Genomic DNA, 24,830 nt, shown 5'->3' on the forward strand with positions numbered 1-24,830 from the left:
TGCCATCATTACCACATTCTGTGGGGCACCGGCTGTCGGGATGGACAGCAGCCTGGCTTGCGGGTGTAAGATTCTGCCTGCTCGAATGTGAAAACTTTAATAAAAACAGTTTGCTGCGCAGGAACAAAGGATGGCCAAGACCTACCAGAAGACGCCTGTCACCCGGCGTTCCCCCGAACTGCAACGGCCGGTGAAAACCATCGGTTTTCTGGTGATGCCCAACTTCACCACCATCGGCTTCGCCTCGGCCATCGAAACCCTGCGCATCGCCAATATGGCCGCCCAGCAGACGTTGTACAAAACCCTGGTGATCGCCGCCGACCTGCAACCGGTGATTGCCAGCAATGGCATGCGCATCCTCCCGGACCACAGCATCGAAGATGCGCCGAAACTCGATACCTTGTTTGTGGTCGGTGCCAACCCGATCGTGTCCGGCCCCGGCCATCGCCCTTTGCTCAACTGGCTGCGCAAGCTGGCCGGGCAGCATGTCCCCCTGGGCGGGATCTGCACCGGCAGCCATCTGCTGGCACGCGCCGACCTGCTCAAGGGTTATCGCTGCACCATTCACTGGGAAGACATCGAGGCGCTCAAGGAGCGCTTTCCCGGCATCATCATTTCCAACCAGATTTTCGAACTGGATCGCGACCGCTACACCTGCTCCGGTGGCGTGGCCTCGATGGACATGACCTTGCAACTGGTGGCTCGCGAGCCCGGTGGTACCGCGATAGCAGCTCGCGCCGCCGAGTTGCTGCTGTGTGACCGAGTGCGCGGGGAGCGCGACCAGCAGCGCGTGCCGCTGCGCACCATCCTGGGCACCTCACAACCCAAGCTCAGCCAGGTGGTGGCAATCATGGAAGCCAATCTGGAAGAGCCGGTCAGCCTGGACGAGCTGGCGACGCTCAACGAAATCTCGATCCGCCAGCTTGAGCGGCTGTTCCACAAATACCTGCAACGCACGCCGAGCCAGTATTACCTTGAACTGCGCCTGGCCCGCGCACGGCAGTTGTTGCTCAGAAGCGAATCGCAAGTGCGCGATATCGCCCTGGCGTGCGGTTTTACCTCACCCGCGCATTTCTCCAAGTGCTACAGCCGCTTCTTTGGCATATCGCCGATGGGTGAACGCAAGCAGGGCTCGCTGAACCTGTAACGCGGCTTTCCTGAATGACCGGGCGCCCATCGCCTGTAGGAGCCAGGCTTGCCTGCGATGAGTGCGCCACGGTTTGTCTGTTGGATCGGCGGTGTGGCCATCGCCGGTAGGAGCCAGGCTTGCCTGCGATGAGCATAGGTATCTACACAACTCTGGGGCAGCGCGGCTCTTGTAGCCGCTGCCGAGGTACGAGGCTGCGATCGGCGGCGAAGCCGTCGTAAATTCAGGTCCTTCGGTGTGCCTGATGGATTATGGTCTCAGGTTTTACGGCCGCTTCGCTGCCGATCGCAGCCTCGTACCTCGTCAGCGGCTACATTCGTAGCAGTACGCCAAAAGATGTGTAGATACCTATGCTGCGATGAGTGCGCTGCGGTTTGTCTGCTGGATCGGTGGTGTGGCCATCGCAAGCAAGCTTGGCTCCTACAGCCAGCGGTACCGTACCCATCGCCTGTAGGAGCCAGGCTTGCCTGCGATGAGTGCGCTGCGGTTTGTCTGCTGGATCGGCGGTGTGGCCATCGCAAGCAAGCTTGGCTCCTACAGCCAGCGGTACCGTGGTTATGTTTTAGTCCTGCAGGGCCTTATGCGCCGTCTCCCGACTGGCCAACATCGCGATCAGTGCCACCAGCGCGGCGGCCAGCAGGTACCAGGCCGGTGCCATCTTGTTGCCGGTGACCTGGATCAACCAGGTCGCAATAAACGGTGCCGTCCCGCCAAACAGCGCATTGGCGATGTTGAAGCTAAAGGCAAAGCCGCTGAAACGCACCCGCGTCGGAAAAATCTCTGCCAGAAAGCTCGGTAAAGTGCCGTCGTTCATCGCCAGCATCGCGCCGAAGGCGATCTGGATCATCAGGATGATCACCAGCGGTTGATGATCAAGCAGGCCAAACAGCGGGAAGGTCAACAACAGGAACATCACTGAGGCCATCAACAGCATGGTCTTGCGCCCCAGGTAGTCCGACAGCTTGCCCATCAGGAAGATCAGGCCGATGTAGGTCGCCAGCGACACCGTAGAGGCGATGAACGAATCGTTCTCGCTCATGCCCATTTCCGTCGACAGGTACGTCGGCATGTAGCTGAGCAGCAGGTAAAACGCCACCGCGTTCAGGCACGTGGCGCCAATACCGATGAACACACTACGGCGGTGTACCGTCAGCAGTTCTCGAATCGGCGCAGGCGTGGCGCATTCCTTGTTTTCCAGGCGCTGTTCCATTTCCAGGAACTTGGGGGTGTCCTGCAGGCTCATGCGGATATAGCGCCCGACCAGCCCAAACGGCGCAGCCAACAAAAACGGCAGCCGCCAGCCCCAACTGTTGAGGTCTTCAACCGTCAGTACCGCATGCAAGCCCGCCACGAAAGCGGCGCCAAACAGCAAACCCGCCGCGGTACTGGCCGGCACGATACTGGTGTACAACCCCCGCTTGCCCTGGGGTGCGTATTCAGCCAGAAACGCTGAGGCGCCTGCATACTCACCCGAGGCCGAGAACCCCTGGACCAGGCGAATCAATAGCAGTAATGCTGGCGCCCATAGGCCGATATGGCCATAGGTGGGCAAGATGCCGATACAGAAGGTGGAGATCGACATAATCAAAATCGACCAGGACAGCGCGTTGCGGCGCCCGTATTTATCGCCAAAGTGGCCCCATACCAGCCCTCCTAGCGGGCGGACGATAAATGACAGGGCAAACACTGCAAAGGTCGCCAGCAGGCCGGTGGCCTTGTCGGTCTGGGGAAAGAAGGTGGCGGCGATCACCGTCGCCAGGTAGCCGTAGGCGGCGTAGTCGAACCATTCGACAAAGTTGCCCATGAAGCTGGCCCGCGCGGCTTTGCGCAAGGCCTGGCGTTCGGCGGTCTGTTCCTGGACGGTAAAGTCTGCGGTCATGGTGGCATTAGAGTGCTGCATCAGACACCTCCACGCAATGAGCGAGCGGTATCGAGACGCACCATCAGGTGTGCCGAATATGGAGAACGGATGGACATGACAATTACCCTCTATTGTTGTACTTGGCAGGGTTGAAGGGTCAATCAGGCGATGCGCTCTTGAGGGGCATTCGCCAACGTTCTTGCGCCAGACAAAAAACGCCGCACAGGGGGACTGTGCGGCGCGACACGTTATTGCTTGATGATGTTTTTCTCCGGTCCGTAAGGGAATTTCGTGATGTTTTCGGCGCCGCGCTCATTGACGATCAAAATATCGTGCTCGCGATAGCCACCGGCACCCGGCAGGCCCTCAGGCAGCATGATCATCGGCTCGATCGACACCACCATGCCAGGCTCCAGAACCGTGTCGATGTCTTCGCGCAGTTCAAGCCCGGCCTCACGGCCGTAGTAGTGGCTGAGCGTACCGAACGAGTGGCCGTAACCGAAGGTGCGGTATTGCAGCAGGTCGTGCTTGAGGAAAATTTCGTTCAGCTCGCGGGCGATATCGCTGCAACGCATGCCTGGCTTGACCAGTTTCAGGCCGGCTTCATGCACTTCAACGTTCACGTTCCAGAGGCGCAGATGCTCGTCCGAGCAGTGATCCAGGAACAGTGTGCGCTCAAGGGCGGTGTAGTAGCCAGCGATCATCGGGAAGCAGTTCAGGCTCAGGATGTCGCCCTTGTTCACCTTGCGGCTGGTCACCGGGTTGTGTGCGCCATCAGTGTTGATACCGGACTGGAACCAGGTCCAGGTGTCCATCAGTTCGCTGTCCGGGAAGGTCTTGGCAATTTCCCGCACCATGGCCTGGGTGGCATGCAGCGCCACTTCATACTCCGGCACCTGGTCACGCAGGGCCTCCACCACCGCTGCGCCACCGATATCGGCAATGCGTGCGCCATGGCGAATGATCACTTGCTCTTCGGCCGACTTGATCATGCGCATACGCATGCACGGTGCGGCAATGTCCACCAGCTGTGCTTGTGGGTAGCAGGCGGCGAGCTTCTGGTGGTTCTGCAGGTTCAGATGGTCGAACTCGATCCCGATACGGCCAGCCTTGGGCAATGCTTGCTGGATGGCCACGAAGTAGTTATCGCGTTGCCAGTCGGTGTAGACAATGTTGTCCGTGCCGACGGTGCGGCGCCATGGCTGGCCACCGTCGATATTGGCGCTGATCGACACCACCGAATCCTGGGTGACGACCAATGCGTAAGGGCGGCCGAACGAGCAGTAGATAAAGTCACTGTAATAGTTGACGTTATGGTAGGAGGTGAACACTGCAGCATCGATATTCTGCTCGGCCATATAGGCCCGCAGCTTGCCCTGACGGTCCAAGTATTCCTGCTGGGAAAAAGTCGCCTCGACTTTCTGGCCATTGCGAATCTTCAGGGTTTTCGGCATTTGCATGATCTGTGTTCCTTGGAATAGTTCACGATTCGGGTCGCCGCTTTAGGCCGGCCGCCTGAATTGCATTCCAACAGATCAGCTGGGGTAACTTTTGTACGGACGCGACCTGCAATTGGTCGCATCCGATACCGAGTGAACCAGGCTGTGCATGGCACCCGGCTGTCGTCGTCTGAATGGACGTTGACGCAACCGCGGCCCGGCTGCGTAAATCAGTCGCAAACACTATAAAGACTCGATGTCTCAACTCGAGCTGATGATCGCTATTAGGGAATGTCCGTATGCGTCAAATGACATCGCTCTGCCTGCTCACTGCCCTGTTTTCGGCAGGCCCTCTGCATGCCAAAGACGGCGCCACCGTTGCCGATAGCCTGTATTACGGTGGCGATATCCTGACCATGGAGGGTATGGTCCCGCACTATGCACAAGCACTGGCCGTCAAGGACGGCAAGATCATCTACGTCGGTGATCTTAAAGGCGCAGAGGCTCTGAAGGGCAAAACCACCCAGCCCATTGACCTCAAGGGCCACACGCTGCTGCCAGGTTTTGTCGATGCCCACGGGCATGCCTGGATGACGGGTTTCCAGAAGCTGACCGCCAACCTGTTGCCGCCGCCCGATGGCCCTGGCCAGGATGTTCCGGCACTGGTCGCGCAGCTCAAGCAATGGCAAGCCAAAAACGCCGACTTTATCGCCAAGACCGGCTGGATCATCGGCTTTGGCTATGACGATTCGCAGCTGAAGGAAAAGCGTCACCCCACCGCCGCCGACCTGGATTTGGTCTCTACCGAAGTCCCGGTGGTGATCATGCATCAGTCCGGCCACCTGGGCGTGATGAACCACAAGGGCCTGGAACTGGCCGGCATCACGGCCCAGTCGCCAGACCCTGCCGGGGGCTCGATTCGCCGGGCAGCCGATGGCAAGACACCCGATGGCGTGCTCGAGGAAAATGCGTTCTTTATCTCGCTCGGCAAACCCATGGGCCATCTGGACGCCAAGACGAATGAAGCTATCGCGCTGGCCGGTGCCGAGTATTACAGCGAGTTCGGCTACACCACCGCCCAAGAAGGTCGCTCGAGCAAGAATGTGGTCCAGACCTTCCAGAAGCTTGCCAAGGAAGGACGGCTGAAGATCGACGTTGCCGCCTACCCAGACTTGCAGACCGAACGCGCCTTCATGCTGGAAAACGGTACCCAGCCCACCTACAGCAACCACTTCCGGGTGGCTGGCGTGAAGCTAAGCCTGGATGGCTCGCCCCAGGGCAAGACTGCTTGGCTCAGCCAACCCTACTACCATCCGCCACACGGCCAACCTGCCGATTACCGCGGTTATCCGGCCTTCGCCGATAACGAAAAACTGCAGGCCCTGATCAATCTGGCGTTCGAGCACAAATGGCAACTGATGGCACACACCAACGGGGATGCCGCCGCACAACAGCTGATCGATGATGTCGACAAAGCCGCCCAGGCCTACGGCAACGACGACCGCCGCACGGTGATGATCCACGCCCAGACGGTGCGTGACGATCAACTCGACCGCATGAAAACCCTGGGTATCGTGCCGTCGTTTTTCTCGATGCACACCTACTACTGGGGTGACTGGCACCGTGACGAAACCTTGGGCAAGGAGCGCGCCTATCACATTTCGCCCACGGGTTCGGCGCTCAAGAAACAGATGTGGTTTACCGAGCACCATGACGCCCCCGTGGCACTGCCCAGCAGCCTGATGGTGCTGCACACCACCGTCAACCGCACCAGCCGCAGTGGCGAAGTGATCGGCCCGGATCAGCGGGTCAGCCCTTACATCGCCCTCAAGGCGATCACCGACTGGTCCGCGCGCCAGTACTTTGAAGAAGACAGCAAGGGCACGCTGAGCAAAGGCAAGCTGGCAGACTTGGTGATCCTGGATCGCAACCCGGTCAAGGTCGAGCCCGGTACCCTCAAGGACTTGCGTGTGCTGCAAACCATCAAGGAAGGGACCCCGGTCTATACCGCCGCCCCCCTTTGAGCGTTACAACCAAGCGCGCAAGACAAAGAAAAACGCCATGCTCAGCACCATGCTGAGCAAGGTGTTGCGCGTCCACAGCACCAGGCCGATGGCAACCAGTGAGCTGAGCAGGTACGGGTTGTCCCAGGCCAGGTTGAGCTGATGCTCAGGCATGAACACAATCGGCCCACAGATCGCGGTCAACATGCCCGGCACGGCAAAGCCCAGGAACTGCCGGACATTGCTGCTCAGCCGCACCGGCAAGCGTGGCTCAAGAAACACGTAGCGGTTGAGGAACACCAACAGGCCCATGCCGAAAATCACTGCCCAGACCATCATGCCCGCCCCCTATAGAACTTGTTGCAGATAAACCCTGCACTCATGCCCGCCAGCCCCGACAACACCAACGCCGGCCCCAGCTGCCAATAACTGAACAACACCGAGCAGAACAGCGAAGTGGCCACGCACACCACGGTCGGCACGTTGTTCACCAGCGGTGTGATCAAGGCGATAAAGGTCGCGGCAATGGAGAAATCCAAGCCCAGTTTATCCAGCCCCGGAATACTGCTGCCCAACACAATGCCGGCCAGGGTGAACAGGTTCCAGGCCACATAGAACGTCAGCCCGACCCCCAGGGCGTACCAGCGATTGAACTGCTGCTTATCCTGCTGGCTGGTCAGGGCAAACAATTCATCGGTGAGCAAAAAGCCCAGCCCTACCCGCCAGCGCCCCGGCAAGGAGGAGATGGCCGGGCGCAGGCTCATGCCATACAGCAGGTGCTGGGAAGTCAGCAGCAACGTGGTCAGCAGAATGGAAAAAATCCCGGCACCGCCCTTGAGCATGCCGATGGCGACCAGTTGCGCCGCTCCGGCAAAGACAATGCTCGACAACCCCTGCCCCTGCAGAGGAGTCAGGTTGGCTTCAATGGCCATGGAGCCGGCCAGCAGCCCCCAGGGCGCCGTTGCCAGCGACAACGGCACAATCGCAATGGCACCGCGCAAGAAAGCGGCGCGCGGTAAATGATGGTCAGACATAACGCTCAACTGCATCAGGAAAAGAGGCGTTACTTTGCCAGTTGTTACGATCGATGGCTTGAACGATTTTGCGCACTTGCGCACCTTGTAGGAGCCAGCCTTGCCGGAGTGCCGGACCACTGCGATGGCGTCACCACGGTTTGTCTGACGAATTGCGGTGTGGCCATCGCAGCATAGGTATCTACACAATTCTGGGGCAGCGCGGCTCTTGTAGCCGCTGCCGAGGTACGAGGCTGCGATCGGCGGCGAAGCCGTCGTAAATTCAGGCCCTTCGGTGTGCCTGATGGATTACGGTCTCAGGTTTTACGGCCGCTTCGCTGCCGATCGCAGCCTCGTACCTCGTCAGCGGCTACATTCGTAGCAGTAGACGAGTTCAGCGAGGCCAGGTCCGGGGACGTAGTCCTCGCAAAGCCTGTACTCGCGGTGTATCTGAATACTGAAGTGCCAGGTTTTACGACTGCTGCGCAGCCGGACGTGGCCTCGTTCTACTCGTCCACTGCTACGAAATGCAGTACACCAAAAGATGTGTAGATACCTATGCCGCGATGAACGCACCGCGGTGCATCAGGCACACCGCGGTGCGTTCATCGCAGCCAAGCAGACCGTGTGAAAACCCGCGGCCATCGATTCAAGCAAGCGCCCCGACCTGTTCGGGGTGTTTGCTTGAATCGAAAATATGGACGAAAAAAGACCTTTCAGTCCATTAGCGCCATCATTTGGCGTACCCCGAGCACGTTAATTGCTCTTTTAAGGTTGTAAGCGGTTATCGCAAGCGCCATTTCCGCTCGCGCACCCTCAAGTTGTCGCAACAAGAAACGGCCATTACCAAATAGCCATTGTTTGAGGTTGCCAAAAGGGTGTTCAACAATCGATCTTCGGCTGACCATCATCTCGGGATGCGCCTGCATTCGCTGCGCCATTCGCTCAAAAGCATCTTCGTGAGCATGGCGCGAGAGGTATCGACGCCTAGCGTCGGTGCATTGCCCTTTTAACGCGCACGATGTGCAATCGCTGACGGCCTTATAGACCCGGCCATCGTTGTGCAACTGTTTAAATATCAGCAATTGACCCGCAGGACACGTGTAGTGGTCTTGCTCTTGGTCGTAAGTAAAAGCGCTTCGCTCAAAAAAATCCTGACCCTTTTTGCTGGAGTTTTTTGAGCGGCTGGGCGGGACATAAGCGGTGATGCTCGCGTCTTCACACGCCTGGAATTGCTTGCCATTGGAGTAACCACCATCGGCAGTCACCGTTAGCTCAGGCTGTTGCAACAGCTCTTTGGCTTCCTTGGCCATCGGCTCTAATTGGCGCCTGTCCTCGCCATCCTGAGTCACTTCATGGTGCAAGATCAGGCAGTGCTCGGCGTCCACCGCCGTTTGCACGTTGTAAGCAACCTGCGAGCCCTTGGCAGTGCGCATCATGCGGGCATCACTTTCGTGGGTGTTGAACTGTTCTAGCCCCTTGGACTTCAGCAACGCTTGGCGAGCCCGGTTGTTTGATTGCTTGTCTTCAAGTCGAGCCAGCGCTGTTTTGATAGCGCTGGGGTCAATTGTTTCGCTGTCTTCAGACTTATCGGCCTCATCCAGCTGTGCCAGATACTCGCCAATGCGCTTGTCCAGCTTTTCTTCCTGCAGTTTGAGTTGCTTGAGGCTTAAATGACGCCGTGCAGAGGCTACCGCCTGGAATTTACTGCCATCAATGGCCACCAAATTACCCGCAATCAAGCCGGCCTTGCGGCAAAACTGGACAAAGGCTCGACACGTTTTAACGAAGGCTGCTTTGTTGTCGCGGCGAAAATCGGCAATGGTCTTGAAGTCAGGCTTGAGTCGATTGATCAGCCACATAACTTCGACGTTACGCTGGCACTCGGCTTCAAGCCGGCGTGAGGATCTAATCCGGTAGAAATAACCGTAGAAGTACAGTTTGAGCTGATCAGCAGGATCGTAGGAAGGGCGACCTGTGCTCTTGGGAATCGCTTTACCGAAGCCCAGTTGCACTAGATCCAGCCTGGCGACATAGGCGTCAATCACGCGCACGAGATGATCTTCAGGTATCAGATCTTCCAGGGAAGTCGGAAAGAGACTGGTCTGGTGCCGCGCTTCGCCTTGAATGTACGCCACTGAAAAATGCCCCGTGTTTTCAATACGAGGCATTTTCTTGAATCGCTGCGAAAATTGCTAGGTTTTCACACAGTCTGCAAGGCTGGCTCCTACATCGATGGCGTCATCGCGGTCACACGGCCAACCACTCTGGCAACCCGCCTTGCCATCGGCCAGTACAGGCGGCGTCTACGCAGTTTTCCAGGCTGGCGAAATGCACCTGGCGCCCGGTCAGCCCTGGGGCGTAATGGGCGTATTTGCCGGAATTGGTCATCAGTGTGCGGGTATGCGGCGGGATGATCGGCTCACCCACCATACACCAGCAGGTGTCGGTCACCAGTTGCGCACCGAAGGCGCTCAAGGTGGCGACGTACCCCGCAGCGGCAGCACGCTCCAGTATTTCGCGCCCCAGGGTCACCACCAGCGCGGTGTCTGGATGCTTGTGCCGGCCTGCGCACAATTGCGCGAGGCGTGCGCATTCGCTTAACGAAAAATGCGGATTGCCAAGCGATACCAGTTGCACCGCCACGTCAGTTGCACTGTCCAGTTCCCGCCAGGAGCGGGCCAAGTCTTCAGCGCGAACCACACACTGCCGACGCGGCGCCGTGCCACCGAGCGCCTGTCCGGCCGTCTCGGCTTCGGGGGTCACCCCAACGATATGGAACATGGGGGCCGCCGAAGTGGTCGCAAACGCAGCGCCAAATGCTTTCAAATCATCGAGGCTGGGCTGCGCCTGCTCCAACCCGCAGATCACGGGAATCTCGGTCGCAGCCAGCAGCCCCACGTGATAGCCCAGCAACGGATAAAACGCGTCATCGGCACCTTTGGGCTTACACACATCGATTCGCAGCGTGGCTTTGCGACCTTCATCGCAGTGGCTGCCCACCAGCGGCGCCCGGCCGGTCAATGCAATGCAGATATCCAGGTAGTCGGGGTATTTGAGCGTGCGTGCGCCGAGCACGCTGTTGGCGTACACCACCGCATTGGACTCCGCCCAGACAATTTGCTCACCCCGTTGCGGCGCGGTATCCAGCAGGTAGGGCGCGCAGGTAAAGCTCATCTGTGCGCCCATGTGCAGGTAAGCGTCGCCCAGGGCGCTGGCCGGTTCCCCCAAGGCGGGGTCGATGCCCTGCTCGCGCCAGCGGCGCTGGTCGACCGAAATCGCATTCAGGGTCGTCGGCACGCGAACTTGAGCCCCCCAGGCCACCCATTGCTGGGCAAAACGCAAACTGGCGGGGCCGGTATAGATGCAGCCATCGATGTGCGCCTGGGTAACATCCACCAGCTCAACCGCGCCTTGCAACTCGGCCATGCGCACCAGCAGCCGCATCGCCATCTGGGCCGCCTTGCCCTGTCGCCCGTCCAGCAGTTCGCGGTCGAATGGGCTCAGGTTTAATTTTTGATGGCGGGATTTCGTGCTCACTGACGGTGTCGAGGGTGCGACCGACTGCCCCAGTACCACCTGCTCACCCTGCATTCGAACGATGTCAGTGCCTTTCAAACGGGCAAACCCTTCGGCTCCCAGGCAGATCACCGGCAAGGATTGACCAAAGACCACCTCGGCCACCAATACGCCCAACGTCAGGATTTCATCGACTTCGGCCAGCAGCAGCCCCGCGGGGGCATGGCCATTAAGGATCAGCTCCAGCATCACGCTGCTGCCCGTGCAGGAGCCGCGTCCACTCGGGATGGCCAGTATTCGACCGGCCAGCGAGGTGCCGCTGAGCGGGTGATGGCGGTCGATCACCTCACCACTGGAGGCGTCCACTCCGCCCCAGAAACTCAAGCCGACCTCGGCGTACACCAGCTCACCCCACGCACTGCCCTGAACCAGGCTGCGCCCAGTCAAAACAAGAGATTTAGCGCCTGAACCTGTCGCTTTGGTCATCTTTCCTCTCAGCATCCGTTAAACTTCATCGTCCATTCATTTGGTGGTTATGGCCATTTTGCCGTATCGTTTCAGCACCCAAATGAACTATTAGATTCGTCGATTCGATCGAGCATGTCGAATCAACTTCCACCGGAGTCACTATGCCAAGGGCCTCTCACACCGACTTGCGTCGCAATTTCCGCACGCTGCTCGCTTCCACCACCTGCTATCACACCGCCTCTGTATTCGATCCGATGTCGGCTCGAATTGCCGCAGACCTGGGCTTCGAGGTCGGCATCCTCGGCGGCTCGGTCGCCTCCTTGCAGGTGCTGGCTGCACCTGACTTTGCCTTGATCACCCTGAGCGAGTTTACCGAACAGGCCACCCGCATCGGGCGTGTGGCCCAACTGCCGTTTATTGCCGACGCCGACCATGGCTATGGCAACGCATTGAACGTGATGCGCACCGTGATCGAGCTGGAACGTGCCGGCGTCGCCGCGCTCACCATCGAAGATACCCTGCTGCCCGCCCAGTTTGGCCGCAAGTCGACCGACCTGATCACCGTTGCCGAAGGCGTCGGCAAGATCCGCGCCGCGCTGGAAGCCCGCGTTGACCCGGAGCTGGCCATTATCGCCCGGACCAATGCCGCCCTGATCCCGGTGCAAGAAACCATCAGCCGCACCCAGCAATACCAGCAAGCCGGTGCCGATGGCATCTGCATCGTCGGTGTGCGCGACTTCGAGCACCTGGAACAGATTGCCGAACACCTGACCGTCCCCTTGATGCTGGTGACCTACGCCAACCCCCTGCTGCGCGACGACAAACGCCTGGCTGAGTTGGGTGTGCGCATCGTCGTTGATGGCCATGGCGCCTACTTCGCCGCGATCAAGGCCACCTACGACTGCCTGCGCGAGCAACGCCAGATCGTCAGCAACAGCGCAGACCTGAGCGCCACCGAACTGACCCACACCTATACCCAGCCTGAGGACTATATCGTCTGGGCTGAAGAGTTCATGGACGTCAAGGAGTAGCCGCGGAACGGCGACGGCCGCACCTCGGGCCCCTGTAGGAGCCGTGCTTGCACGCGATGAACGAAGGCGCGCAATACCGGAACTGCACGGTGCTCGACGGCCCAACCGACGCCTATCGCTATCAAGCCTGGACTATCATCTCAAACCCACCAAAGATCATCCGCTGCCCATCAAACGGCATCGGCATGACGTCAGGCTGCAGCCGCGGATCAGCCATGACCTTGGCCATGCCCTCATCCCGAACCTTGCGCGACGGCCAGATGATCCAGGAAAACACGACGGTCTCATCTTCCTTGCGTTTGACCGCCATGGAGAACGACGTCACTTTGCCTTCCGGCACATCGTCCCCCCAGCACTCAGCCACGCTCAACGCCCCGTATTCCTTGAAAACCGGGGCCGCGGCGGCGGCATGGCGCCTGAATTCTTCACGCTTGGCGGTGGGTACGGCTATCACAAAACCATCGACATAAGACATGGTATTTCTCCTGATTTGAGCCGGGAATCGACTCGACTTGTTTATCAGTCGATTCATTAGAGGCCAGATCGACTGATCTGCTTTAGGGAAGGCAAGGTTGCCGACTAATGGTTTACTAGGCGGGCGATCTCCCTTCGACACCGCATCGATCGGCGTCACCTTGACTTCGAGACTGACGTCACCGGCCAGGCCTTTGCGCTTTGCTGGAATCCACTTACCAAGTGTCATAAGGAATTCCGTGCTCGTCGATGTAGGCCTGCGCCTCTGGATTGGGTGCGCGGTAATAGATTCCTCGACCACTCTTATTGGGCCCCAGCGGTTCGATCTCGGCCTGAAAGCGACCGACTTCCCGGTAGCCTAGGCAGGCACCTCCAACCCACACCTTGACGATACCGCCAGGGGCCAGCCCCAGGTTGATTGTGTCCTCATAGAGCGTCATTTCCTTTTGCGCGGGCTTGCAGAACAAACGATGGGGCTTGACCATCTCGTCGCGCACCCACTGCGGGATCCTGATGCCAATCTTGTAGGTCTGCGGTTCCACCAGTGATTGCCAACGCACGAACAACTGCAACGGCAAATCAACATTGTTCACCGTTTTCGTCGCACCTCCGCCTTTGTGCCAACCTTCGGGCTTGCGGGTATAACCCGCGACCCCGCCAAATACATGGAAAAACGCCAGTCCGCGCTGATCGAGCACATCGACACTCTCGACCCAGACCTCCATGTGCCGTGGTGCGGCCAAGCCGACGTACCAACTGGGGTACGGCAGCTTCGGCGGCTTGATCCCGCTGGCGCAGGCCGTCAGGCTAAACAGCAAGCCGAGCAGCACTGTCAGGCGCCTCATTGCGGATACCCCTTCTGCGGCTGGTTGGGGTAGACATTGCGCTTGGCGTCGTGAGTCGGCTTGTTGACCATCAGGCCTTTGCTCGGCGTCCAGTGGGCGGAGCGGTGGATATAACGGCCCAGCAACAGGAGTTCCTGGTCCGGGTCCAGCCTGACCTCTTGGCCCGCCAGCACCTGCTCCAGAATCCGCTCGGCAATGGGTTGCAGCTCTTCCGGCATGCTAAAGCGATCGTCTTCGGCGCTGATGGCCTCGAACGGCACGCCATGCCGCACTGCCAGCTCACGCATCACCCGCAAGGCAATCAACCCCAACTCGCCGCGCACCGGCCGGTCGAGAATGGTCTCCAACCAGAACACCTCGTTAATGGGCGGGCGATCCCCCTTCGACACCAGCATGATCGGCGTCACCTTGACTTCAATAGCGCCATCACCGATCAGGCATTTGCGCTTTGCTGGAATACGCTTACCAAGTGTCATAAGGAATTCCATGCTCGTCGATGTAGGCTTTGTTCTCGGGCTCGATGGGTACATATCGACCATTGCTCCGGCCCTTGTAGGGGCCCAGCGGCTCAATCTCGGCCTGGAAACGGCCGACTTCCCGGTAGCCTAGGCATGCACCTCCAACCCATACTTTGACGATTCCGCCTGGGGCCAGCCCCAGGTTGATTGTGTCCTCATAGAGCGTCATTTCCTTTTGCGCGGGTTTGCAAAACAAACGATGGGGTTTGACCATCTCGTCACGCACCCACTGCGGGATCCTGATGCCAATCTTGTAGGTCTGCGGCTCTGCCAGAGATTGCCAGCGCACAAACAGCTGCAGCGGCAGATCGACGTTGTTGACCGTTTTCGTCGCCCCTACGCCGTTGTGCCAACCTTCGACTTTGCCGGTATAGCTGGCCACGCCACCGAACACATGGAAAAACGCCAGCCCCCGCTGGTCGAGCACATCGATGCTCTCGACCCAGACTTCCATGTGCCGTGGCGCCGCCAGACCGACGTACCAGCTGGGGTAGGGCAGCTTGGGCGGTGTGATCCCGCTGGCGCAGGCCGTCAGACTGAACAACAGGGCAAATAAAACGGTCAGGCGCATCATTGCGGATACCCCTCCTGCGGTTGGTTGGGGTAGACGTTGCGCTTTGCGTCTTTAGTGGGTTTGTTGATCCATAGACCTTTACTCGGCGTCCAGTGGGCGGAACGGTGGATATAGCGGCCCAGCAGCAGGAGTTCCTGCTCCGGGTCCAGGCTGACCTCTTGGCCCGCCAGTACCTGCTCCAGAATCCGAGCAGCGATGGGTTGTAGATCCTCCGGCAGCGCCCAATCCGGGCGTTCGTCCAGGCTTTTGAACGGCACACCATGCAGCACTGCCAGTTCATGCATCACCCGCAACCCAATCAAACCCAACTCGCCACGCACCGGCCGGTCGAGAATAAGTTCCAGCCAAAACGCCTCTTGAGTGGGCTGGCGATCCCCCTGTGGCGCCGCCACGATCGGCGTCATCTTGACTTCGATACTGCCGTCACCGGCCAGACCGCTGGCGCGTAGCCGCTTGGCCTGGCCGTTGGCTTGCTGCCACTCAGACACTCTTTCCAGCGGCGTGTTGACGGGCAGGGTCAAGCGACGCGGCATGCTCAGCCAAAGTCGCTCACGGCTGCGCGGCCGGTAGCCGCCACCGATGTCGGAATGCACGCCGGGCAAGCAAATCTCCCGATGGCCCTTCCGCACGCTGTTGAGGGCAAAGTTGTGGCGATGCTCGTCGCGAGCTTGCAACTGGATAATCTGGCGCGCACAGCCGGGCGGCAGGTATAGGTTGACCCCGGGGTTGATGTCATCGGCCACGGAGAGATTGCCCTGCAAGAGCCCCGCAATGGCCGCGACCGTGTCGAACAAACCGATCAGGTTGAGGCTGACATCCACCGCGGGGTCAAAGGTGGTCAATAGGGTAAAGCGGCCAGGCTGCAACAGCTCGGCAAACACCCCGCGCCCTGGCTTGAGCAATTCGTTGACGCAATGGCGAGCCGCGGCGGCGCCGCGACTGAAGCCGAAAATATCAAACTCGACCTTGCGAATGTAGACGCCAGGATTAGCTAGTACGAAATCGAGTAGCGTCTTTTCGAGAACAGCCGACGCCTGCTTGACCCGCAGCACCACCCCGGTCTCGCCCTGGCCCCAACCCTGACCATAAATGGAGTCCGGGCCGCCGGTATGCGTCCCGATTCCCTCCAGGTACACCTTCACATACCCCAATTGCTCATCACTTGTTATTGGCGTCGCCGTGCTGTCGGGATACAACTCATGCAGATGCACCACATTACTCGGCGCATTCCCATAGCTGTTATCCGGCCCGCTCATGAACCCATCGCCATCAAACTCGCCAAAGCCATGGGCCTCGCACAGTTCGACGATGGCCTCCAGTTCGCTCTCTTCGAACAACGCCAGGTCCTCGCGCCGGCACTGGGCGGTCAGGGCGGCATTGGCCTCGTTGTTGCCGGTGCCGTCAAAGAACAGCCCCAGGCGCAGGACAATGCCCACCGGCAGTTCTTCTTCCTCTTCCTCCTCCTCGTAGTCGTAGACCAGCGACAGCGCTTCCGATTTGACGGTCCTGACCCGTTCGGTCCAGCCCTGGCTGTCGGTGATGCCCTTCCAGACCTGACCCGACTCGGAGGTGATCCGGTAGCGCACGCCGGGCATCACGGTTTCGCCATCGCTTTCGAAGATGTGGTACTGCTGGGTGAATTCCCGCGGCGGGTCGATGGCGATGGGTAGTGTCGGCAGTTCGACCGGATCCGGGGCCTTGACCCTGAAGTAATCGAAGTGCGGCGCCTTGATGTTGTAGTCGCCCAGGGTGCCCGCCTCGATCTTGCATTGGTCGAGGGTGAAGTAGCTGCCTCCGCCGTTGAGGGTGATCTTTTTCTTCGCGGTGATGAAGATTTCGTCTTCGGTGCTGGTGATGTGCAGGCCTTTGCGCGCCAACAGTTCCAGGGTGTCGTTCTGGGCCTGGACGCTGACCGGGCCCTGGTTGGCGACCAGTTTGATCCCCAGCTTGCGGACGAACAGGTTCAGGCCCTGGCCAACGCCCATGAACAGGCGCTTGGCGATGCTGAAGTCGGCCTGGCCACCGGCGTTGAGCATCAGGTTGTCTTCGGCGGCCAGTTGCAGGTGTTCGCCGCTGCTCAAGGCAATACCTTGAGGCGCGCTGAGCAGCAGCACCGAGGCCTTGAGTTGTTCCAGTTCCTGGCGCAGCAATTTGACCTGCGCAGCCACGTCGGCGGGCTCGACGCCGGCAGCCTGGGCATCGACCGAGAGTTCTTGCAGTTGTTCGCAGGCCTGTTGCAGGCGACTGATCGGCGCGCTCATCTCCAGCTGTTGGCCCTGGGCCTTGGGCTGGGCTTCGGCACTGATCAACAGACCACCACCTGCTCGTATCGCCCCATGACTGTCGCTGCGCAGCTCAAACCCCACCCCGCGCGGCTTGCGCTCGCCATCCACCAGATGCCCCAAGTTCAGCTGGCTCTTGCCCCCCTGCTCGGTGCTGAGCTTGATGTGCTCCTGCCCCCGCGTATCGTCCAAACGCAGTTTGTTGTTGGCCGGAGTGCGCAATACATTGCGTTTGTAGTTGTACAAGGCCACGTGGTCGGGGTTGTTGCTGTCGTGCAAGGCATGGGCGATGTAGGGCCGGTCGGGGTCGCCTTGTTCAAAGCCCACCGCCACTTCGGTGCCCGCCAGCAATGGCAGGTGCAGGCCGTAGGTGTCGCCGGCGTAGGGCCGGGCCAGCCGCAGCCAGCAGCTGGCGCGGCCGGCGGGCCATTCGTCGCGGTCGAAGAGAAACTGCACCCGGTAGCGGCCATGGCTGTCGATATCGGCGTAGGGGTCGGTTTTTTGCGGGTTGGTGACCCGCGCGGGCACGGTGCCGGCGATGCTCGGCTTGGGCAGCAATGGCGGCCGGTAACAGAGGTTGTTGGCGGGGAAGTACGGGATGGCCTCGAAGTGGCTGATAAAGCTGCGGTCGCGGGCGGCGCAGGGTTTCAGGTGGGTGATGACTACGCGTTCGGCGAAGGCCTGCGGCACATTATTGCCGGTCAGTTTGAGCACTTGGCCCGGCGCCAGGCTCGGGCTGTTGCTGACTCCCTTGAGCACGGTCTGGCTGTTGAGGTAGCGCTGGTGACGCAGCCGCGCGTAGAAATAGCCGCTTTCGCATTGCACCTTGTGGTCAAAGTCGTAGCGGTCGCCCAGTTCGGTGTAGGGCTCGGCGTAGTGGTAGGCCTCGCCGTAGGTGGTCTTGGCGCCGCGGGTCTGGTCGATTTCACCGTCCAGGAAGGCCTTGGCGTTGCGCGGGTCGTAGCTGCGGATGTTGATGTGTTTTTCCACCACCCGGTGCTCGGCCTGCAGCTGCCAGGCGGCGACCTTGGCGTGGCTGTCCAGGCCGGTCGGCGGGCCGTGGGGCAGCTCGATGCCGTACTGGTAGTGGGCCTGGCTGTCGTGGAACTCGACCACCTCGATGCCCAGCCGGTCGTCGCTGGTGAAGCGATACCAGAGGCCGACCTCGGCCAATAGTCGATCAATAAAGGCCAGGTCGCTTTCGCCGTATTGCATGACCTGGGCACGCCGGGGGTACTCGCGCTCGATATTGAAGTAGAAGTCCTGGCCGCGAAAACCGTGGCGGCTGCGCAGGATGTGCTCGACGATCTGCGGCACCGACTTGTCCTGGTAGATGCGGTACTGCTGGCCCCGCTCGAGCCGGGCCAGGCGCGGCTGCAGGGTCACTTCGTAGCGGGCTTCGTCCTTGGAGGCGGACAGGCGTTTGAAGGCGGTGATCACCCCGTGAAAGGTCCGCAGCGGTCCCACTACTGGGGACTTGGGCAGATAGCGGCTGGGTTTAACAGGTCGCTCGTGCAGGGTGAAGGTGGCGCGCTTGTTGAGGATTTGCTCCAGCGGCAGGTCCTGCACGGTGCAGGTGAATTCGATGTGGTAGCTGAAGGGCTGGCTGAGGCGTTCTTCGCCGTGGAAGGCGAGTACGTCGAAGGTGGCGTCCTGGCGGTAGATCTTGAGGGTATGGCGGCTGTGGTTGAAGAACAGGCGTGGGGGGTTCGCCATTTCGACGCTCCTTTTCGAAGGGAGCTGACAGTAGAAAGGTGAACGGCATCGCAATTGAAGAGGACGGTTCTGAAAGATCAAAGGATCCTTCCGAAAGATTTCGGGAAATTTCCTAAAGCTTTCTAAAGGCATTAGACCCTTGCACAGCAGGTCGGAGCCCCTCGAGCAGCGGCGTCAGGTCGTGCAGGCGGCGAGCGATCAGGTGTCGCACGCTGCCCTCACACTCAAGCTTGCCGAACACCTGCAACAGCCGGGACCCGACCAGCACCCGGCGCTGGCGCTCGGCAAGATCGCGCCAGACCACTACATTGACCATGCCGTGTTCGTCTTCAAGGGTGACAAAGGTCACGCCGCTGGCGCTTTGTGGACGTTGGCGTCCGGTGACAAGCCCGGCAACGCTGACGGTGTCGCCATGCACCGCCTCCTCCATCGCCTTCGAACTGCGACAGCCCAGCCCATTCAACTGCCGGCGCAGTAACGCTAATGGATGCGGCCCCAGGGTGGTGCCCAGGGTCGCGTAATCGGCGCACAGGTCTTCGGCAACGCTGGGTAACGGCAATGGCACAGGGGCTTCCTGTGGCGCCGGGATACCCGCGAACAGAGGCAGTTGAGCCTGCACCGCCGCCACCTCCCAACGCGCCTGATAGCGGTGCCCTACCCAGCCCTTCAAGGCCCCCGCATCGGCGAGCAATTCACGTGCCCGGCGGTCCAGGCCGGCACGCAGGCTCAAGTCGGCCACATCGGTAAAGGCACGCGACACCCGAGCCTGCTCGATACGCCGGCCATCGTCTTCACGAAAACCGCGAATCTGCCGCAGCCCCAGGCGAATGGCGAACTGCTCATCCTGCGGCTCCAGGCTGCAATCCCAGTCGCTGTAGCGCACATCCACGGGGCGAATCTCGATCTGGTGGCGCCTGGCGTCTTGCAGGATCTGATCCGGCGTGTAAAACCCCATCGGCCAGCTATTGATCAGGGCACAGGCATAGGCCGCGGGCTCATGGCACTTAAGCCAGCAACTGGCGTAGGTCAGCAGGGCAAAACTGGCGGCATGGGACTCGGGAAAGCCATAACTGCCAAAGCCCTTGATCTGCTCGAAGATACGCGCGGCAAAGTCGGCGCTATAGCCTCGGGCAAGCATCCCTTCGGTCAGGCGCCTCTGGTGGGGCTCAAGGCCTCCGTGACGCTTCCAGGCCGCCATGCAGCGGCGCAATTGATCGGCCTCGCCGGGTGAATAACCAGCGGCGACAATGGCCAGTTCCATCACCTGTTCCTGGAACAACGGTACACCCAAGGTGCGTTCGAAGACTTTCTTCAGCTCAGGCGAGGGGTACACCACCTCCTCTTCATGGTTACGCCGACGCAGGTAAGGATGAACCATGTCGCCCTGAATCGGCCCCGGGCGCACGATGGCGACCTCGATCACCAGATCATAGAAGTTCTTCGGCTTGAGCCTTGGCAACATGGCCATTTGCGCCCGCGACTCGATCTGGAACACGCCGATGGTGTCGGCCCGGCCGATCATGCGGTAGGTCTCGGGGTCCTCCGGGGGGAGGGTCGCAATGCTCAGGTCGCGCCCCCGGTAGCGGCGCAACAAGTCAAAGCTGCGGCGCAAGGCACTGAGCATGCCCAAGGCCAGGATATCCACCTTGAGCAGACCGAGCGCATCCAGGTCATCCTTGTCCCACTGAATGACAGTGCGGTCCTGCATCGCAGCGTTTTCCACCGGTACCAGGGTGTCCAGGGGCTGCTCGGAAATCACGAAGCCACCCGGATGCTGGGACAGATGACGCGGAAAACCGATCAGTTCGCCCGTCAACGCCAATACCCGACGCAGGATCGGGCTGTCCGGGTCGAAGCCGTTTTCACGCAGGTATTGCGCCGTGGGCACACGGTCGCTCCAGCTCCCGCAACAATCGGCCAAGGCGTTGATCTGCTCCACCGGCAAGCCCAGCACCCGGGCGATATCGCGGACCGCGCCAGCAGCATGGTAAGTGCTGGCCACGGCGGTGAGTGCTGCGCGATGACGACCGTAGCGGGTGAAAATGTACTGCAGCACCTCTTCGCGGCGTTCGTGTTCGAAGTCGACGTCGATGTCGGGCGGCTCATTGCGCTCGCGGGAAATAAACCGCTCAAAGAGCATGTTCATGCGCGCCGGATCGATCTCGGTAATCCCCAGGGCGAAACACACCGCCGAGTTGGCCGCCGAGCCGCGCCCCTGACACAGGATGGCGCGCTCACGCGCAAAGCGCACGATGTCGTGGACGGTCAGGAAATAACTTTCATAGCCAAGCTCGACGATCAGGCCCAGCTCACGCTCGATCATCTGGCGCGGCGCATCCTCGATGCCTTCTGGCCAGCGCCAACGAATACCCTGTTCGGTCAGTTCCCGTAGCCAGGATGCCGCGCTGTGCCCGGCCGGGACTAGCTCGCGAGGGTATTGGTAGCGCAACTGCCCCAGGTCAAAACGACAACGCCGGGCAATCTGCAACGAAGCTTCGAGCAGCTCGGGAGGATAGAGCTGCGCCAATTGCGCTATTGGCCGGAGGTGGCGTTCACCATTGGGGAACAAACGGTGACCGGCCTCAGCCACGGTGGTGTGATGCCTGATCGCAGTCATGCTGTCTTGCAGAGCACGGCGGCCGCGAGCATGCATATGTACATCACCGCAGGCCACCGCAGGAATGGCCAGCGTGTGCGCCAATTGCAGCAAGCGCTTGAGCCGCTGGCGGTCATCCGGCCCGCAATGCAACTGCACCGCCAGCCAGAGGCGCTGGGGGAACACTTCGCGCAACCATAAGCCCTGCTCCGGTTTGTGCTCATCGTCGGGCACCCAGAGCGCCAACAGGCCCTCCAGCGCGCCCTCGAAATCTTCACGACGCAGGCAGTACTGGCCCTTTTTGGCACGGCGCCTGCCCAAGGTGATGAGCCGACAGAGGGCCTGGTAGCCGGCCAGATTCTCAGCCAGCAAGACCACTTTCGGCCCGGCCTCCAGGCGTATTTCACTGCCGACAATCAGGGGCAACCCCACCTCTTTGGCTGCTTGCCAGGCCCTGACGATACCCGCCAGGGTACATTCGTCGGTGATCGCCAGGGCTTCGTAGCCGTGCAGGCGCGCGCGCTCGAACAACTCACGGGCACTGGAGGCTCCGCGCTGGAAACTGAAATTGGAAAGGCAGTGCAGTTCCGCATAGCCCTGGCTCATGCGAACCAGCCTTGCAGGATCAACGGCCCCTCCTCGCCCACGGTTCTATAAGCCCAGCCGTGCTGGCCCTGGGCCGTTTCGATCAGATAGTAATCGCGGCGCACGTCGGCGCCATCCCACCAGCCGGACTCGATACGTTCAGGCCCGGCCACTATCCGTGATATCGGCATATCCAGCGCGCAGGGCTCGGCCAGCAACCAGCCCGGGCGCGGCACACCCGGCAGCACACAGGATGCTGTATTCAATTGACCGGCCTGCCAGGCGCACTCAGGACGATGGTCCGCGCGCACCTGCAGGCTGCGCACTGCTTCATCGCCCAAGCGAGCCCGCAAGCGCTCGCGCAATTGCTCCCAGGGTTGAGTCTGCTGGGGCCTGGCCTCGAACAACTCGCCGCGCAGCGGTACAAAGGCGGGTAATTGATCGGCCACCAGCCGAACATTGCGCACCGGCTCTGGAATGCGCACCTGTTCCAATCGCCCTCGTGCCAACTCGAAGAGCATACCGGCATCCCGCTCGGTGGCCAGCAAGCCGACCGCGACACAGGTGTCCTGCGCCTGGGCATGTTCCAGGTGCAAGGTGAAGCGTTGTACCCCGCCGTCACGCCCGGCCAGAAACGCCGACAAGTCGGCGGTCAGGCGACGCAAGGGGAATAACAGGGCTTGATGGGATTCAACGTCGAAATTCAATTCAAGGCGGACATCGAAGCAGTCTGGCGGCGTATAGCAGGCCAGCGCCATGGGCCTTAGCCCCAGCAACCTGTCCAGATGCAACTGCACCTGGGCCGAGAAGCGCCGGGCCAGGCTGTCTCGGGGCAAGGCCAACACCTCGTGTACACGGCGCAGGCCCATGCTCGCCAGTGCAACAGCAGCGTTGGGTGGCAGGCCGATACGGTCCAATGGCATCTGCTCAAGGGCCTGGCGTGTCTGCTCGGCAGTGGTCAGGGCCAAACCATCGTGGACGTTGGCCAGCATGCGCGCCGCCAGGGGGTTACTGGCCAGCACGATACGATGGCTGAAACCGAGCGCCGTCAACTCCTGGCGCAAGCGTGCCTCGAGTACTGGCCATGGCCCGAACAACCCTAGGCTCGACCCGACCTCCAGCAGCAATGCACGAGGGTAATGCAAGCTGACTTGCGAGCTGAATCCATAGGCCCAGGCGGCGAGCAGTTGTTGCAGTTGTTCGACGGCGGCCGGATCTTCAGCCACGCAGGCAAAATCGCCGGCCAATGCCTGCGCCGTTGTCAGGGCCTGGCCACGGCGCAGGCCCAAGGCCCGGGCCGCCGGGTTGACGGCCTGCAGCACCCGGCGCTGGGGCGGCCCACTGAGCAATACCCGCGGTGCATGCGGGTCGGGACACTGGCGCAAGACGCCTTCGAGTGCCAATTGCGGCAGTAGGATACAGGCCCACAACATGATGGCATCAGCCTCGCCCGTTGAACGGAATTGGCATCGCCGGGGCCAGGCCTCCCCGGCATTTGAGTACTCGGCACTGCGCCGGGGCGGTGTCGATGGCCAGGCGCAAGGCGGCGGGCGAAGGGGTCAACGCGGCCTGCTGCGGGCGACAAGCGAAAGCCAGGGTCTGACCGGTTTCTGCCGCTACCTGCAGACGCCGCAATGCCCGGTCATCGGCCTTGGGCAACCAGCACAAGACCGCCCCGCAACTGCCTGAGCGCAGGCACTGCTCCGCCGCCCAGAGCGCATCGCGCTCGCCGGCCTCTATGACCGACAACCAACGCAGATCGACCCCCGCCGCCTGCCAGGCCGGCGGGTAAGGAATATGCGGTGGTGCGATCAGCACCACTCGCTCACTGCCGGCGGTCAGTCGTGCCAGGCTTGGCCACAGCAGCTGCAATTCACCACAGCCATCGGCGGGCAACAGCAATTCGGTCAGGGCAGCCGCAGGCCAACCACCGCTGGGCAAGGCGGCGTCCAGGGTGGCATGCCCGGTCGGTTGCACGCCCGCGGGTCGAGCGACTGCACGGCCCTTCCAGACCCGCCGCTCGTCCAGCAGTCTATCGAGACTGACTTGGGCGCCCATCAGTCGCGCCTCACCAGGCCGCAGTACACGCCCTCGATCACGAAATCACGGTCTGGCCCGACTTCAATGGGTGAATACGCGGGGTTACGGGGCAGCAGTCGGTAGCCACCCTTGATGCGTTCAAAGCGCTTGATCGTCACCTCGCCGTCCAGGCGCGCAACGATGATTTGCCCTTCTCGTGCCTCGGGCTGGCGCAGGATGCCGACCAGGTCGCCATCGAAAATACCGTCTTCGATCATCGAGTCGCCGCGCACCCGCAACAGGTAGTCAGGGCTGCGATTGAACAAGTGCGGGTCCAGCAAAAAGCGCTCATGTACACGCGCATCCGGGCCGATCGGCGCACCGGCAGCCACTTGGCCCAGCACGGGGATATCCAGCGGCTCGGGACGATGCAGCGAGCGCACCAGGCGAATCCCCCTGGCCTGGTTCGGCGTCACCTCGATAAAGCCGGCTTCGGTCAGGGCTTGAATATGTTTGCGCGCCACACTGCGCGAGGCATAACCGAAGGCCTGGGCAATTTCAGCCAGGCTCGGTGGTTGGCCCTGTTGCGCGATACGGTCGCGGATAAAGGTCAGGATGGCACTGCGGCGGGGAGATAAAGTCGTCATAGAGCACATTTGTACTCTTTTTCGAGAATTATGGCTAGCACCGCTTAATCAGGGGGAGCCATGCTTTCTAAAAGAGCGTCAAGCGTGCCACAC

General features: G+C 60.8%; 18 protein-coding genes. 3 read left to right on the plus strand and 15 right to left on the minus strand.

The window, feature by feature from the left end; all coding sequences use genetic code 11:
• Positions 1 to 130 precede the first annotated feature (130 nt).
• Positions 131 to 1,147, plus strand: coding sequence for a GlxA family transcriptional regulator (locus tag AC3IX4_RS16355; RefSeq protein ID WP_489256474.1), 1,017 nt, complete (start codon positions 131 to 133; stop codon positions 1,145 to 1,147).
• 562 nt (positions 1,148 to 1,709) lie between these two features.
• On the opposite strand, the gene AC3IX4_RS16360 is transcribed toward AC3IX4_RS16355, so the two are convergent.
• Positions 1,710 to 3,047 carry an MFS transporter gene (locus AC3IX4_RS16360; RefSeq protein ID WP_489256475.1) on the minus strand — a complete coding sequence of 446 codons (1,338 nt, stop codon included), beginning with the start codon at positions 3,045 to 3,047 and terminating at the stop codon, positions 1,710 to 1,712.
• A 209-nt stretch (positions 3,048 to 3,256) separates the two neighbouring features.
• Positions 3,257 to 4,468: a M24 family metallopeptidase gene (locus AC3IX4_RS16365; protein ID WP_489256476.1), complete on the minus strand. Its 1,212-nt coding sequence runs from the start codon at positions 4,466 to 4,468 to the stop codon at positions 3,257 to 3,259.
• A 278-nt stretch (positions 4,469 to 4,746) separates the two neighbouring features.
• Here AC3IX4_RS16365 and AC3IX4_RS16370 point away from each other — a divergent pair, with 278 nt between their 5' ends.
• The gene (locus tag AC3IX4_RS16370; protein ID WP_489256477.1) at positions 4,747 to 6,471 is read left to right on the plus strand and encodes an amidohydrolase; all 1,725 of its coding nucleotides are present in this window, start codon (positions 4,747 to 4,749) and stop codon (positions 6,469 to 6,471) included.
• A 3-nt stretch (positions 6,472 to 6,474) separates the two neighbouring features.
• Here AC3IX4_RS16370 and AC3IX4_RS16375 read toward each other — a convergent pair whose 3' ends face one another.
• From AC3IX4_RS16375 to lhpI, 4 genes are all read right to left on the minus strand, one after another.
• A complete protein-coding gene (locus AC3IX4_RS16375; protein WP_489256478.1) occupies positions 6,475 to 6,789 on the minus strand; it encodes an AzlD domain-containing protein in 315 nt (104 codons plus the stop codon).
• Positions 6,786 to 7,484 carry an AzlC family ABC transporter permease gene (locus tag AC3IX4_RS16380; protein WP_489256479.1) on the minus strand — a complete coding sequence of 233 codons (699 nt, stop codon included), beginning with the start codon at positions 7,482 to 7,484 and terminating at the stop codon, positions 6,786 to 6,788. Before AC3IX4_RS16380 ends, AC3IX4_RS16375 begins: the two co-directional genes overlap by 4 nt.
• A 695-nt stretch (positions 7,485 to 8,179) precedes the next feature.
• Positions 8,180 to 9,601, minus strand: coding sequence for an IS1182 family transposase (locus AC3IX4_RS16385; RefSeq protein ID WP_489261247.1), 1,422 nt, complete (start codon positions 9,599 to 9,601; stop codon positions 8,180 to 8,182).
• Positions 9,602 to 9,713: 112 nt separating this feature from the next.
• Positions 9,714 to 11,468 (minus strand): cis-3-hydroxy-L-proline dehydratase, encoded by a 1,755-nt coding sequence (gene lhpI, locus AC3IX4_RS16390; RefSeq protein WP_489256480.1) that lies wholly within the window; start codon positions 11,466 to 11,468, stop codon positions 9,714 to 9,716.
• Between the two features lie 143 nt (positions 11,469 to 11,611).
• On the opposite strand from lhpI, the gene AC3IX4_RS16395 reads away from it, so the two are divergent.
• Positions 11,612 to 12,481 (plus strand): isocitrate lyase/PEP mutase family protein, encoded by an 870-nt coding sequence (locus AC3IX4_RS16395; RefSeq protein ID WP_489256481.1) that lies wholly within the window; start codon positions 11,612 to 11,614, stop codon positions 12,479 to 12,481.
• Between the two features lie 121 nt (positions 12,482 to 12,602).
• Here AC3IX4_RS16395 and AC3IX4_RS16400 read toward each other — a convergent pair whose 3' ends face one another.
• The 9 genes from AC3IX4_RS16400 to lexA form a co-directional block, all read right to left on the minus strand.
• Positions 12,603 to 12,956 carry a DUF1428 domain-containing protein gene (locus tag AC3IX4_RS16400; RefSeq protein WP_489261302.1) on the minus strand — a complete coding sequence of 118 codons (354 nt, stop codon included), beginning with the start codon at positions 12,954 to 12,956 and terminating at the stop codon, positions 12,603 to 12,605.
• A 214-nt stretch (positions 12,957 to 13,170) separates the two neighbouring features.
• Positions 13,171 to 13,800 (minus strand): DUF2931 family protein, encoded by a 630-nt coding sequence (locus tag AC3IX4_RS16405; RefSeq protein ID WP_489256482.1) that lies wholly within the window; start codon positions 13,798 to 13,800, stop codon positions 13,171 to 13,173.
• Positions 13,797 to 14,276: a hypothetical protein gene (locus tag AC3IX4_RS16410; RefSeq protein ID WP_489256483.1), complete on the minus strand. Its 480-nt coding sequence runs from the start codon at positions 14,274 to 14,276 to the stop codon at positions 13,797 to 13,799. The genes AC3IX4_RS16405 and AC3IX4_RS16410 overlap by 4 nt, the downstream gene beginning before the upstream one ends.
• Positions 14,263 to 14,892, minus strand: a complete 630-nt coding sequence (locus AC3IX4_RS16415; RefSeq protein WP_489256484.1) for a DUF2931 family protein — start codon at positions 14,890 to 14,892, stop codon at positions 14,263 to 14,265. The genes AC3IX4_RS16410 and AC3IX4_RS16415 overlap by 14 nt, the downstream gene beginning before the upstream one ends.
• Complete coding sequence (gene vgrG / locus AC3IX4_RS16420; protein WP_489256485.1) at positions 14,889 to 18,890, minus strand: type VI secretion system tip protein VgrG; 4,002 nt, start codon at positions 18,888 to 18,890, stop codon at positions 14,889 to 14,891. Before vgrG ends, AC3IX4_RS16415 begins: the two co-directional genes overlap by 4 nt.
• A 112-nt stretch (positions 18,891 to 19,002) precedes the next feature.
• Entirely contained in the window at positions 19,003 to 22,092 is a 3,090-nt protein-coding gene (locus AC3IX4_RS16425) for an error-prone DNA polymerase (protein ID WP_489256486.1), read from the minus strand.
• Positions 22,089 to 23,504: a Y-family DNA polymerase gene (locus AC3IX4_RS16430; RefSeq protein ID WP_489256487.1), complete on the minus strand. Its 1,416-nt coding sequence runs from the start codon at positions 23,502 to 23,504 to the stop codon at positions 22,089 to 22,091. Before AC3IX4_RS16430 ends, AC3IX4_RS16425 begins: the two co-directional genes overlap by 4 nt.
• A gap of 7 nt (positions 23,505 to 23,511) precedes the next feature.
• Positions 23,512 to 24,129: a translesion DNA synthesis-associated protein ImuA gene (gene imuA / locus AC3IX4_RS16435; protein WP_489256488.1), complete on the minus strand. Its 618-nt coding sequence runs from the start codon at positions 24,127 to 24,129 to the stop codon at positions 23,512 to 23,514.
• On the minus strand, positions 24,129 to 24,746 hold the full coding sequence (lexA, locus tag AC3IX4_RS16440) for a transcriptional repressor LexA (RefSeq protein WP_489256489.1): 618 nt from the start codon (positions 24,744 to 24,746) through the stop codon (positions 24,129 to 24,131). The genes imuA and lexA overlap by 1 nt, the downstream gene beginning before the upstream one ends.
• Positions 24,747 to 24,830 lie beyond the last annotated feature (84 nt).

This window comes from Pseudomonas sp. KH_021 (assembly GCF_057838865.1).